Raw genomic sequence first — 11942 nt, forward strand, 5'->3', positions numbered from 1 at the left:
ATGGCTGAGACGAGCACGTTCCCGCTGGACGGCGACGGGCTGCGCGAGGTCGTCTGGGACGAGTGCGACGCGCCCTTCGCGGGGCCGTTCGTCGCCTCGCCCGCGGACGCGGAGGGGCGCGGGATCGCGCTCTCGGTGACGCGCGGCGGCGAGGCGGTGGACCTCACGGGGGCGTCGCTCTACCTGCTGTGGCGCCACCGCGAGCTGCGCGTGCGCGGCTGCGAGCCCCTCGAGGAGGTCGACGCCGAGGCCGGAAAGTTCCGCGTGTACTGGCCCGCCGCGATGGCGCGCGCCGAGGGCACCGTCGACGCGCAGGTCATGGTCTCCTGGGACGAGCGGGCGCTCTCCTCGCTCTCCTTCACGGTGCTAGTGGGGCCCGCGCTCGCCGGCGGCGAGGGCGGGGGCTCCGACGGATACTCGATGTTCCTCGAGGCCATCCAGAAGTACGAGAACGCCGACGCCCTCATCTCCGAGGCGGTTTCCAAGGCGCAGGAGGCCGTGACGACGGCCCAAGGAGCGGTGGCCACGGCGGGCCAGGCGGTCGAGGCTGCCCAGGGCGCCTCCGGCGCGGTCGCCGCCGCCAACGCGGCCGCCGCTGCCGCGACGCAGGCGAAGGACGAGCTGCTGGAGGCGGCCGAGCGCGGCGACTTCGACGGCGCGGACGGCCTACCGGGCGCCGACGGCGAGGACGGGGCTCCCGGTGCCGACGGACAGGACGGCACCGACGGCGTGAGCCCCACGGCCAAGGTGGAGCAGACCGAGACGGGCGCGGTGGTGACCATCACGGACGCCACGGGCACCACCACGGCGACCCTCACGCACGGCCCCAAGGGAGACAAGGGCGACAACGGGGAGAAGGGCGACAAGGGCGACCCCTTCGAGTACTCCGACTTCACCGCGGAGCAACTGGAGGCCCTGCGCGGCCCCAAGGGCGACAAGATGACGCTCGACGACCTCACCGAGGAGGAGATCGAATCCCTGCGCGGAGAGAAGGGTGACAAGGGCGACCCGTTCACCTACGGGGATTTCACACCCGAGCAGCTGGAGGCGCTGCGCGGTCCCCAGGGCGTGCAGGGGTCCCCAGGCCCACAGGGCGAGCCCGGCGAGGCGTTCACCTATGCGGACTTCACCGAGGAGCAGTTGGCGGCGCTGCAGGGGCCTCAGGGCGTCCAGGGGCCTCCCGGAACCGACGGCAGCGACGGTGCCCCAGGGGCGAATGGCGCCGACGGCGTGAGCTGCACGCACTCGTGGGCCGGGTCGGTGCTCACCGTGACGAGCGCAAGCGGAACGAGCTCCGCCGACCTGCGCGGCCCAAAGGGCGACGCGTTCACGTTCGAGGACTTCACCGCCGAGCAGCTCGAGGGGCTGCGCGGCGAGGACGGGGTCGACGGCGCACCCGGCGCCGACGGCCAGGACGGTGCACCGGGGGCGGATGGCCAGGACGGGGCCGACGCCGAGATCTTGGGCGCGACCGCCACGGTGGACGCCTCCACGGGCACGCCGTCCGTGACCGTGACGCTCGGCGGCACTCCCGGGGCGCGCACGTTCGCCTTCGCCTTCTCCGGCCTCAAGGGAGAGACCGGCGAGCAGGGGCCGCAGGGCGCGCCCGGCCAGGACGGCTCCGACGGCGCGCCGGGCACGACGCCCGACCTCTCGGCCTACGCGACGAAGCAGTACGTCGACCAGGCGATCGCCGACCTTGACGACCTGAGTGGGGTGGAATTCTGATGGCCGTGGGGACGATCCAGAAGTCCGTCTTCACCGACATCGCCAACGCGATACGGGTGCAGAACGGCGGTACGGGCACCTACCTGCCCTCGGAGATGGCGGCTGCGGTGCTCGCGCTCGACGGGACCCAGGCGGAGACGCCGTTCCAGGCGGTGGCGGCGACGGGCACGGGCGTGATCTCCGACTCCGTGTTCGACGCGATAGCCGACGCGATCCGCGCGCAAAACGGGCTTGCCGAGACGTACAAGCCGAGCGAGATGGCGCCGGCGATTCTGGCGCTCTCCTGGGACACCGGCGTCAAGATCCGCGCGCTGCTGCTCTCGGACGGGACGCTCGAGTTCAACTACCGCGACGGGCGGTCCTCGTCGGTGCCCGGCGCGGTCATCCTCAAGGCGTGGGAGGTCGACCCGGCCGGGTACGCGTCCGCCGGGGCGCGGCCGTGGGACGACGACAAGCTCTCCGTCACGCGGGCGGTCATCGACGAGGACATGGAGTCGAGCGCCCTCGCCAGCGCCGCCTACCTCTTCCACGGCTGCGAGAACCTCGTGGAGGTCGAGGGGTTCGGCCACCTCGTCACGCCGACCAACATGAACCAGATGTTCGTGAGCTGCGCCTCGCTGGAGACGATATGGGCGAACAGCTTCTACGGGTCCGTCGAGAGCGGGACCCTCATGTTCAGCGGGTGCCGACGCCTCGTCGGGGAGAGGGGCTACGTCCCGGAGCAGTCGGACGACCACCTGAACCTGCACTTCGAGTCGACCGGCGTCCTGACCCACCCGGACGGGTCGGAGGACGAGCGCGCGTGGTTCCGCTGCTACCTGTACGGCGACGGGGAGCTCGTGCTGACTGCGGCGACCGAGCCCGAGGCGGGGCGGGAGCTCGTGTCGTCGGGGCGCCTGTGCGCCAACGCGCGGTACAACTCAGTCGGCTACCAGCCATGGTACGACCGCCGCCACGACGTGGAGGCGGTGGGGATAGCCCCCGACATGGCGACCTACGACCACGTGAACACGAACTACTGGTTCTACGGGCATCAGGCCGTCACCGTGGTGGAGGGCATGGGGAACCTCCGCGGCGTGCGCGAGATGCAGCACACCTTCAACAGCTGCACGGGGCTCACCGAGATCGACCTCTCCGGGCTCGACCCGTCCTCGCTCGAGGACCTCGCCTACACCTTCGGAGGGTGCGGGTCGCTCGTGACGATCTGGGCGGACGCCGACTGGGCGCTGCCGATCTCCGGGGTGTCGGGCTTCCAGACGTTCTACCAGTGCACGTCCCTCGTGGGCGGCGCGGGAACGACCTACGCGAGCTCGCGCGCGGGCTACCAGTACATGAGGATCGACGGCGTGGGCGGCGCGGGGTACCTCACCGCGAAGAGCTCTTGACAGGCACCCCTCCGGCGCGTGCGGCGCCTGCGCCGCATGTGCCGGAGGGGTGGACGCGCCGCCGCAGGGGCTCGGGACGAACCCGCCATGCGGGCGGCGCGAGGGGCGGGGCGTCACAGCTCCCTCTACCTTACTTGCGTTACTACAACCTTTGCTGTCACCAACACGAGCGCCAGGGCAAAGAACTGCCAACTTTTCTGCATCGTCCTATTTGCCTGTCCAATCGCCGCGTTCCTAATCTCCCCGCTCTCCTCCATTAGCATCTTTCGCTCGTCCTGTGTCAACTCCGGCCTTGCAAGCCGTGCCTCGTTCTCGTCGGCCTGCAGGCTGATGATCTCCATGGAGCGCTTCGACGCGGCCGCCTCCGCATCCACGATCTTAGCCATGATGGTTTGGGCGAGCTCGTATACGTTGTTAGGCGTTTCGAGCTCCTCCTGCTCCTTCTCTTCCTTCAGATACCACATTGCGTTACCTTTCTTTTGCATATAGGGCGACTATGCCCTATATTCTAACTGGACATTCGGCAGCTGCTGTGTTGGATTCTATGACGTTCTGTAAGAAAGGGATAGGAACTATCTTTTCCGAAAAATGCCCTATATGAGAAGGAGGCCAAATGCCTAAGACTGAGATGAAGATTCCCATTCAGGGGAAATGGATGAAGAGCGTAATTAAGCGGCGTGGTTTCACTATCTATTCGCTCGGTAGATCCGTCGAACGGGGCGGAATTGGCAAAGATATCAGGACGATTCGGCGCGCCGTCTCTGAGAACAAAATCACTCCCCAGCTTCTCGACCTCATTGCCCGCGCAATAGACGTCCATCCCGACTTCCTTGCCGGCAAGTACTGCTGGACCCTTGAGCTTCCCGTCATGGACTACGAGGGCGTTAGGGACTACTGGCTCGAGAACTACCTGAATCCTGATCACTTTCCCTATATCCTTGCCGAGCAGCAGAAGCTCGGGTCCTATCGACAGCTGCTCAACACGCTGCTCATGCACGGTGTGACCAAGGAAGACTTCCTTGAGAAAAGTCGACCCGATCGCGACAAGATGGCAGACCAGCTGGACCTCGCCGTCACTAGGGTTCTGAAGCAGTGGTTCCCCTCTTGCTACCGAGGCGACACCGTCGACTACGCCGAAGCGATGGAGTGGCGTGACGAAAGGGATGTCTACGAGGCCATGCTGGAATACCTCGAAGAGAGGGGCATCGTGAAGGTCGATTACCCCGGCGAGAACTAGGCTCCCAACAGGTGCCCCAACCCAAGCGCGGCGTCACATCTCCGACGCCGCGCTTTTTTGTTACCCCGAGTCCCTACTGTGAACTCTTTTGTGAAGTGACGGAAGGCGACGCTTCTCAACATATCAGCAGCTAAACATGACCGTTTGTGACCACGGTCGACACTTCTCCCAGAAGGGCGGGGCGCTCCCGTCCAGGGAGGAGGCGCGCATGGAGTCGGTTATCGCGGCGCTCGTGACGGGGGTGCTGACCCTCGCCGGGGTGCTCGTGTCCAACTCGCGCAGCCGCGCGGTCATGGAGGTCAAGATCGACAACCTGACGCGGCAGGTCGAGAAGCACAACCGCATGGTCGAGCGCACTTACGCCCTGGAGCAGGACGTCGCCGTCGTGAAGGCGGAGATCGAGAATCTGCGGAAGGGGCAATGATGGAGACATTCCTGACATCCAACGAGTGGTCGTGGCGCCTGGCAAGGACCATCGTGCAGGGCGTGCTCGGCGTGGTCGTGGCCAACGTGGACATGCTGGTGGGCTGCGCGGTTCTGGCGCCGGAGTGGCGCCCGATCGTGGTGGCGCTCGTGATGGCAGTGCTCACGCCCGTCATGGCGGAGCTCGGCGCGGCGCTGCCGTCGGGCGGTGGTTCCGATGAGTGAGCGCGAGTTCGCGAGCGAGGAGGAGCGCTGGGAGGCGCTGCACGGCGAGGGCGTCGAGGCGGCCGCGCCGGACGGCTGGGAGCCCGACGAGGGCGAGGACGGCGGCTTCGAGGAGGTGCCCGATGGCGTATAGCATCCTCTTCAAGCAGTGCGGGAGCGACCACATGACGCGCGGGCGCTCGCGCGCGGTCGACCGCATCGTGGTGCACTTCACGGCGACGCTCGCCTCCGCGCGGAACAACGCGACGTACTTCGCGCGGAACGAGGGGCAGGGCGCGTCTGCGCACTACTTCGTCGACGACATCACGCCGGAGATCTACCAGAGCGTGGCCGAGGGCGACACCGCCTGGCACGCCGGCGACTGGCAGATGAACTGCCGCGCGATCGGCATCGAGGTCGTCTCGGCCGGCGAGGACTTCAGCGCGACCGAGGTCGAGAAGCTGGGCTGGCTCGTGAGGAGGCTCATGGCCAAGTACGGCATCGGCGCCTCCGGGGTCATCCGCCACTACGACGTGACGGGGAAGCTCTGCCCCGCGCCCTACGTGGCGGCGTCCAAGTGGGCGGCGCTGAAGGCGCGCATCACGGGCGGCGTTGTTTCTGGCGGCACGACCCCGGCCGCGCCCAGCGGGACGGTGGCGGAGCTCGCGCGGCGCGTCATCGCGGGCGAGTTCGGCAACGGGGACGCGCGGCGCGCGGCCCTGGGGAGCCGCTACTCGGAGGTGCAGGCGGAGGTGAACCGCATCCTGGCGGGCGGCTCCGGCGGGGACGCGTCTCAGGCGCCGGCGGCCGACGACGTGGACGACCTCGCCCGCAGGGTGATCGCCGGCGAGTTCGGCAACGGGGCGGCCCGCAAGGCAGCGCTGGGCGACCGCTACGCGGAGGTCCAGTCTCGCGTGAACGAGATGCTGGGCGCCGGGGGCTCCGGCGGGTCGTCAGGTAGCGCGGACGTCGACGCGCTGGCGCGGGCGGTGATCCGCGGCGACTACGGCAACGGGGCCGAGCGCAAGCGCCGCCTGGGGAGTCTCTACGACGCCGTGCAGGCGCGCGTGAACGAGATCCTGTCGTGACGCGCGAGGACGCTGCCTGGGGCGTGGCCACGGCGCTCGCCGTTCTGCTGTGCCTGGGCGCGCTGCCACTCGTGCCGCTGCTCTGGCTCGCGGGCAGGCTCGATCCGTAGCGTTCCGTCGCTTCACGAAGGCCTACACAAGGACGCCCCCGCATCCCGTTGCTTGGATGCGGGGGCGCCGGCGCCTAGATGGTCGGGAACGTCCGGTGCCTGGGGCCGTCCATGAGCATCCGGTACCACCAGTCGCGGTCCTTGTAGCCGCTCTCCCCGAGCATGTCGAGGAGCTGCGTCTGCTCGACCTCGCTGAGTTCCGCGAAGCTATCCCTCATGTTGTCCTCCATGGCAACTTTGCTTCTGATCATGTCGCCGAGGATCTCCTTGAGCTCGTAGATGTCGAAGCTCTGCGGTGAGATCTCGACGAGCTCCGCGCGGAAGTGCGCGTAGTCCTCGAGTTCCATCATTTCCTTAAGTTCCCTCTCGCTCAGCATGGGCTCCTCCATTTCCGTATTGATTGGTTTTAGCCTTGTCCCTGCCTTCCCAGAGCCCTCTTCCATGGAAGAATTCGTGGAAGAATCATCCCGAACGGAGCGTTTTGAAGTGAGAGAAAGGGTTTTCCTCCTTCGGAGAAAAACCCTTTCTTACCTGCGGAAATGTTGGTTTCTGACATAGACCGTTGCGAACCGCTTTGAGGGGAAAATCACTCCCACTCAGTAATCAAATCGTGCACTCTCATCACCGTTCGTCTACGTGGTGTACCGTCGTCTTCCAATTAACCGAAATGAACCGCATTTCGCATCTCCGAGTTGAACTCAAATTGAACTCAACGCCGTTCTATCGGTCGGGGGCTTCCAGGCAGAAATATGCAAAAAAGCCGACACCACAAGGAATGAACTGCCTCCCATTTCTTGGACAACGAGAAATGGGAGGCAGTTCATTGTCCCCGAGGGGCGCTGCCATTTTGGTAGGCCGGGCAGACGATGTCTGATTCCGCTCAAGGCAGTTCATCGCTTGGCCCGAGGGAGGCTGGCGGCGGGAGGATCCTCCCGTGGGACTGTTCGTCTGGGCGGCCCCGCCCGCCGTTCGGCCCGCCGGCCTTAGCGTCCTCCCCTGCCGCCGACACTCCAGCCGAGGCTCTCGGCCTGGATGCGGACGAGACGGGCGTAGAGGCCGCCCGCGGCCATGAGCTCGGCGTGGGTGCCCCGCTCCGCCACGCGGCCGCCGTCGAGCACCACGATCTGGTCCGCGCCTGCAACGGTGCGGAGGCGATGCGCGATCACGAGCACCGTCTTGCCGGCGCACAGGCGGCTCACGGCGTCCTGCACGAGCGTCTCGTTCTCGGGGTCGAGCGAGCTCGTCGCCTCGTCCAGAAGCACGATCGGCGCGTCCTTGAGCAGGGCCCGGGCGATGGAGAGCCGTTGGCGCTCGCCGCCGGAGAGGCGCGCGCCGTTCTCGCCGAGGCGCGTGCCCCAGCCCTCCGGCAGCCGCCCCACGAACTCCTCGCAGTGGGCGGCCCGGGCGGCGGCGCGCACCTCCTCGTCGGTGGCTCCGGCGCGCCCCATGCGGATGTTCTCCATGACCGTGTCATCAAAGAGCGTCACGTCCTGGAAGACCACCGAGACGTTGCCGAGCCACGACTCCTCGTCGAGCGTCGCGAGGTCGACGCCGCCCGCCGAGACCGAGCCGGACGCGGGCGAGAAGAACCGCGCGACGAGCTTGGCCACGGTCGACTTGCCCGAGCCGGAGGGGCCCACGAGCGCCGTGACGGTGCCCGGCTCCATGCGGAGGGAGACGCCGCGCAGGACCTCGTCGCCGGCGGCGGCGTACGAGAAGCGCACGTCGGCAAGCTCGACGCCCCTCTCGCCCAGGCCGGCGGCGTCGCCCGAGCCCGCCGCGACCGGCTCGTCGGCGAGGGCGCGCAGCCGCGCCGTGCGCCCCGAGAGCTGAAGGAGGTTCGGCAGCTGCGAGAGGATCGAGGTGATGGGACCGTACACGCGAGAGGCGATGAGCAGGAACATGAGGAGGGTCAGGAAGTCGACCTCGCCCGCCGCGAGCAGCGCCGTGCCCACGAAGACCGTGAGGCCCACGCCCGCCTGGAGCACCGTCGTGGCCGCCGAGACGCACACGTCCACGGAGAGCTCCACCCGCATCGCGATGTCGCGCAGGGTCTGGAGCGCGGCGCGCATGGGCGCGGACTGCGCGCCCACCTGCCGGCACGCTCGGATGTCCCGGATGCCCCCGACGTAGTCCATGAGGCGGGCGGACGCCTCGAGGCGCGCGCCGGTCTGCCGCTCGAAGAGGCGCCGCTCGTGGCCGCGCGCGGCGAGCACTATGAGGAGCGCCGCCGGCAGCGTCGAGAACACGCAGAGGGCGAGGCGCCACTCGAAGAAGGCGAGCATGACGCACACGACCGCCGTGGAGACGCAGCTGGCGACGAGCTGCGGGATGGTGCTCGACATGAGCGACTCGCGGCTGGAGACGTCCCCCATGAGGTTCTCGGTGAGCTCGGAGAGGTCGCGCTGGTTGAAGAAGGACATGGGGAGCCGCCGCAGGTGCTCGGCGAGGCCCATGCGCGTGGCCTCGGTCTCGCGGTACGCCGTCACGTACGTGCGCCGGTAGTCGTTGCGCGCGCAGAGGAACACGACGGCGAGGCCCGCGACGCCCGCCGCGAAGAGGCCCCAGAGGGCCCGCCAGTCCACCTCCTCGCCCGTAAGCCGCATGAGCACCACGCCGAACGCCATGACCGTGATGGCGAAGGGCACCATGAGGGCGAGGTTGGTGAGGGTGCACGCCGCAATGGCGCGCTTGAGGCCGCGGTAGCCCTGGTCCGTGAGGGCAAGCGCGCGCTGGAGGCGCGGGATTCTGTTCGGGGTAGCCATCTTAAGCCACCTCCCTTCCGTTCGGCGCTTCCGACCCGATGCCCCACGAGAGGGCCTGCGCGTAACGCTCCCACATGCGCGCGTAGGTGCCGCGCGCGGCGAGCAGGTCCTCGTGCCGGCCCCGCTCAGCCACGCGGCCACCGTCGATGACGACGATCTGGTCCGCACCCGCCACGGTCGAGAGCCGGTGCGCGATCATGATCACGGTCCTGCCCGCCATGAGGCGCTCGAACGCCTTCTGGATGAGGTGCTCGTTTTCCGGGTCCGAGAACGCCGTGGCCTCGTCGAGCACCACGATGGGCCGGTCGGCGAGGATGGCGCGGGCGATGGAGACGCGCTGCGCCTCGCCGCCGGAGAGGTGCACGCCCTCGCTGCCGTAGACGGTGTCGTATCCCTGCGGCAGCGCGCGGATGAAGGCGTCGGCCTGCGCGGCGCGCGCCGCCTCGACGACCTCCTCGCGCGTGGCGTCTGGACGGGCCATACGGATGTTCTCGAGCATGCTCGCCCGGAAGAGGTGCACGTCCTGGAAGACGAGGCTCACGCATCCCATAAGAACGTCTGGGTCGATGTCGCGCACGTCGATGCCGCCGATGCGCACCGCACCCGACGAGACGTCCCAGAAGCGGGCAACGAGGCTCGCCACGGTAGACTTGCCGGCGCCCGACGGTCCAACCAGGGCGCAGGTGGTGCCCTCCGGCACGGTGAGGCTCACGCCGTCGAGGGCGAGCGGGGCGCCCTTCTCGCCCTCCGCCCCGTACGAGAACGACACGCCGTCCAGCTCAACGTCGAAGCGCTCCGGCACGCGGGCGGCCCCGGGTCCCGGCGCGGGAAGCGCCGGGATGCCGAGCACCTCGTCGATGCGCGAGAGGTGGGAGGAGATGATCATGCTGTCCTCGGAGATGTACATCATCTTGTTGAGCGCGCCCGCGATGGACGGCACGAACAGGAGGTAGAAGATGAAGTCGAGCGCGAACGGGCGGAACGCGCCGCCCGTGAGCCCCGCGCCGAGGGCGATCCCCACCGGCAGGACGAACAGGTAGGCGTTGTTGATGATGGCCGTGAAGGCCGGCATGAGGCTCTGCCAGAAGAGCGCCACGTCGAGCGCGAGGTCGGTGTAGGCGCGCACCGCCGCGGAGAGGCGGCCGAACGACTCCGCCGTCTGGCCGAACGCCTTCACGACGGGCATGCCGCGCACGTACTCCACGGTGGCGTTCGTCATGCGCTCCTGGTTGACCAGGTGGCGCCGCATCTTGTCCGTGATGGCCTTGTTGGAGAAGCCCGCCGCCTCGACGCCGAACGCCGCGACCACGCACGCCACCGCCGCGAGCCCGAAGCGCCAGTCGAAGACGAAGAGCAGCACCACGATCGCCACCGGCGCCGTGAAGGCCGCCGCCATGTCGGGGAGCGAGTGGGCGAGAAACCCCTCGATGGCGCCTACGCTCTCGTCCATGACCTTGCCGACGCGCCCCGTGCCGAGCGCCTCGAGCCGTCCCAGCGGGATGCGCCCCAGGTGCTCGACGATCTGGAGCTTGAGGTTGTACTCAGCGTCGAAGGCCGCCGAGTGCGCGCAGAGAAGCGCCGCGAGGTAGAGGCCGATGTTGCCCGCCACGCCCCCGAGGGCCATCCAGCCGAGGCCCGCCATGCGCGCCGCGTCGAGCGCGGCGAAGTCGGGGTAGACCGCGACGACGTCCGCCACCACGAGGTAGACCGCGACGAACGGCACGAACGAGCACGCTGACGAGAGCGCCGAGAGCGCCATCGAGAGGTAGATGAGCCACCTCCCGCCGCCGGTGAAGCCGATGACGCGGGCGGCCCAGGACTCCCCCTTGCCCGCGCCCCCCTTTCGCTTGGCCATGAGGCCCCCTTTCCGCCGCGACCGCGCGGATAGCCCGATGCGGGCGCGGCAAGTTAGACTAGACTTACTGTGATTGTGCAGCAGCGGGAAGGAAGGGCGTGCGAGCATGGGGGAAACGACCGGACCGAGAGACGGGCGACCAAGCGAAGAGCCCAAGCTCTTCCAGGCGGAGGAGCTCGAGCACATGGGGCTCCTGCCCGCGGGCGACGACCGGGGCGCCGGCGAGCTCTTCGTGGGCGACGGCGTGCGCGCCGAGGGCTGGTACCGCGCGTGGGCGGGCGACGGTCTCACGGTGGTCACCTGCGACTTCACCATCCTCGTAGACACGCTCTTCGGCATCGACACGCGACGCTACCTCACCGTGCGCGGCCCGGCAGCGAGCGAGGGGCGCGCCGGCGCGGCGGATCCCGTGGCGATCGCCTACATCGAGACGCGCGAAGGCTGGGTCACGACGCCCGTGCCGGCCGGCTCTCACTTCGCCTACGCGGAGGTCGAGTACTTCGAGGGGGCGCTCCGAGGCGCGTTCGCGGAACTAGAATGGAACTCCATCGGCGAGGCCTCGTCGCTCCTCGCGGAGATGCGCCATGACGTGGGCTGGGCGCCCGGGGTCCTCTCCGCCCTTGACGAAATCTCTGGCGTCGACCCGACGGTGCCAGGAGCGGCGCTCGTCTACGAGGGCGCGGCAAAGGTGCTGCTCGGCTCACTCGTCGGAACCGTGGCCGCCTCCCTGCCGGAGAGCCGTGACGACCGGGTTGGCGTACTCGCCGCCGTCGAGCTCGCGAACACACGGTGGCGCGAGGGCGCGAGCCAGGAGGAGGCCGCGTCCGCCGCCGGCATGGGGCTCACGAAGTTCAAGCGGCTGTTCCAACATACGACCGGGAGCACGTGGAGTGCCTACCTTACCGCACGGCGCATGCGCGAGGCGAGGGTGCTGCTCGCATCCGGGAAGGCGGTTGCCGAGACGGCGAGGAAGGTCGGCTACCGCTCCCCCACGAGCTTCTCAGCAGCGTTCTCAAGGGCGTATGGGATGAGCCCACAGCTGTTCAAAGAGACCGTAAGCACGCGGTTTCTGGATGTTGCTGCGGAATGACGCATGCTCGCGCACTCACGACCAATAAAGCACCGGCGATGGTCAGTAAGCTCACGA

Annotated in this window: 12 protein-coding genes; 8 read left to right on the plus strand and 4 right to left on the minus strand. The window is 68.3% G+C overall.

Annotated elements, in window-relative coordinates:
• Both B5F85_RS09505 and B5F85_RS09510 read left to right on the plus strand, forming a co-directional pair.
• The gene (locus B5F85_RS09505; RefSeq protein WP_087316675.1) at window positions 1-1728 is read left to right on the plus strand and encodes a collagen-like protein; all 1728 of its coding nucleotides are present in this window, start codon (window positions 1-3) and stop codon (window positions 1726-1728) included.
• Window positions 1728-3113, plus strand: a complete 1386-nt coding sequence (locus B5F85_RS09510; RefSeq protein WP_087316677.1) for a hypothetical protein — start codon at window positions 1728-1730, stop codon at window positions 3111-3113. Before B5F85_RS09505 ends, B5F85_RS09510 begins: the two co-directional genes overlap by 1 nt.
• 125 nt (window positions 3114-3238) lie before the next feature.
• Here B5F85_RS09510 and B5F85_RS09515 read toward each other — a convergent pair whose 3' ends face one another.
• Window positions 3239-3577 carry a hypothetical protein gene (locus B5F85_RS09515; RefSeq protein WP_087316679.1) on the minus strand — a complete coding sequence of 113 codons (339 nt, stop codon included), beginning with the start codon at window positions 3575-3577 and terminating at the stop codon, window positions 3239-3241.
• A gap of 149 nt (window positions 3578-3726) precedes the next feature.
• Here B5F85_RS09515 and B5F85_RS09520 point away from each other — a divergent pair, with 149 nt between their 5' ends.
• From B5F85_RS09520 to B5F85_RS09535, 5 genes are all read left to right on the plus strand, one after another.
• Entirely contained in the window at window positions 3727-4350 is a 624-nt protein-coding gene (locus B5F85_RS09520; protein ID WP_087316681.1) for a hypothetical protein, read from the plus strand.
• 208 nt (window positions 4351-4558) lie between these two features.
• Window positions 4559-4774, plus strand: coding sequence for a hypothetical protein (locus B5F85_RS09525; RefSeq protein ID WP_087316683.1), 216 nt, complete (start codon window positions 4559-4561; stop codon window positions 4772-4774).
• Window positions 4774-4998, plus strand: coding sequence for an alanine racemase (locus tag B5F85_RS09530; RefSeq protein ID WP_087316685.1), 225 nt, complete (start codon window positions 4774-4776; stop codon window positions 4996-4998). Before B5F85_RS09525 ends, B5F85_RS09530 begins: the two co-directional genes overlap by 1 nt.
• Complete coding sequence (locus B5F85_RS10725) at window positions 4991-5131, plus strand: hypothetical protein (protein WP_158094599.1); 141 nt, start codon at window positions 4991-4993, stop codon at window positions 5129-5131. The genes B5F85_RS09530 and B5F85_RS10725 overlap by 8 nt, the downstream gene beginning before the upstream one ends.
• Window positions 5121-6065: an N-acetylmuramoyl-L-alanine amidase gene (locus tag B5F85_RS09535; RefSeq protein ID WP_204204740.1), complete on the plus strand. Its 945-nt coding sequence runs from the start codon at window positions 5121-5123 to the stop codon at window positions 6063-6065. Before B5F85_RS10725 ends, B5F85_RS09535 begins: the two co-directional genes overlap by 11 nt.
• Window positions 6066-6249: 184 nt before the next feature.
• On the opposite strand, the gene B5F85_RS09540 is transcribed toward B5F85_RS09535, so the two are convergent.
• The 3 genes from B5F85_RS09540 to B5F85_RS09550 all read right to left on the minus strand — a co-directional run bounded on the left by B5F85_RS09540 (window position 6250) and on the right by B5F85_RS09550 (window position 10795).
• On the minus strand, window positions 6250-6552 hold the full coding sequence (locus B5F85_RS09540; protein WP_072374343.1) for a hypothetical protein: 303 nt from the start codon (window positions 6550-6552) through the stop codon (window positions 6250-6252).
• Window positions 6553-7158: 606 nt separating this feature from the next.
• Window positions 7159-8940: an ABC transporter ATP-binding protein gene (locus tag B5F85_RS09545; protein ID WP_204204743.1), complete on the minus strand. Its 1782-nt coding sequence runs from the start codon at window positions 8938-8940 to the stop codon at window positions 7159-7161.
• A 1-nt stretch (window position 8941) separates the two neighbouring features.
• Window positions 8942-10795 carry an ABC transporter ATP-binding protein gene (locus B5F85_RS09550; protein WP_087316687.1) on the minus strand — a complete coding sequence of 618 codons (1854 nt, stop codon included), beginning with the start codon at window positions 10793-10795 and terminating at the stop codon, window positions 8942-8944.
• A 106-nt stretch (window positions 10796-10901) separates the two neighbouring features.
• On the opposite strand from B5F85_RS09550, the gene B5F85_RS09555 reads away from it, so the two are divergent.
• Entirely contained in the window at window positions 10902-11885 is a 984-nt protein-coding gene (locus tag B5F85_RS09555; RefSeq protein WP_087316689.1) for a helix-turn-helix transcriptional regulator, read from the plus strand.
• Window positions 11886-11942: the final 57 nt, after the last annotated feature.

The organism is Olsenella sp. An293 (genome assembly GCF_002159495.1).
GTDB lineage: Bacteria > Actinomycetota > Coriobacteriia > Coriobacteriales > Atopobiaceae > Thermophilibacter.

What these genes read in the sequence shown, in the direction of transcription:
- B5F85_RS09530 (WP_087316685.1), top strand. Translation starts at nt 4,774, where the DNA reads ATGGAGACATTCCTGACATCCAACGAGTGGTCGTGGCGCCTGGCAAGG.
- B5F85_RS09540 (WP_072374343.1), bottom strand. Translation starts at nt 6,552, where the DNA reads ATGCTGAGCGAGAGGGAACTTAAGGAAATGATGGAACTCGAGGACTAC.
- B5F85_RS09505 (WP_087316675.1), top strand. Translation starts at nt 1, where the DNA reads ATGGCTGAGACGAGCACGTTCCCGCTGGACGGCGACGGGCTGCGCGAG.
- B5F85_RS09525 (WP_087316683.1), top strand. Translation starts at nt 4,559, where the DNA reads ATGGAGTCGGTTATCGCGGCGCTCGTGACGGGGGTGCTGACCCTCGCC.
- B5F85_RS09545 (WP_204204743.1), bottom strand. Translation starts at nt 8,940, where the DNA reads ATGGCTACCCCGAACAGAATCCCGCGCCTCCAGCGCGCGCTTGCCCTC.
- B5F85_RS09520 (WP_087316681.1), top strand. Translation starts at nt 3,727, where the DNA reads ATGCCTAAGACTGAGATGAAGATTCCCATTCAGGGGAAATGGATGAAG.
- B5F85_RS09515 (WP_087316679.1), bottom strand. Translation starts at nt 3,577, where the DNA reads ATGTGGTATCTGAAGGAAGAGAAGGAGCAGGAGGAGCTCGAAACGCCT.
- B5F85_RS10725 (WP_158094599.1), top strand. Translation starts at nt 4,991, where the DNA reads ATGAGTGAGCGCGAGTTCGCGAGCGAGGAGGAGCGCTGGGAGGCGCTG.
- B5F85_RS09555 (WP_087316689.1), top strand. Translation starts at nt 10,902, where the DNA reads ATGGGGGAAACGACCGGACCGAGAGACGGGCGACCAAGCGAAGAGCCC.
- B5F85_RS09510 (WP_087316677.1), top strand. Translation starts at nt 1,728, where the DNA reads ATGGCCGTGGGGACGATCCAGAAGTCCGTCTTCACCGACATCGCCAAC.
- B5F85_RS09550 (WP_087316687.1), bottom strand. Translation starts at nt 10,795, where the DNA reads ATGGCCAAGCGAAAGGGGGGCGCGGGCAAGGGGGAGTCCTGGGCCGCC.
- B5F85_RS09535 (WP_204204740.1), top strand. Translation starts at nt 5,121, where the DNA reads ATGGCGTATAGCATCCTCTTCAAGCAGTGCGGGAGCGACCACATGACG.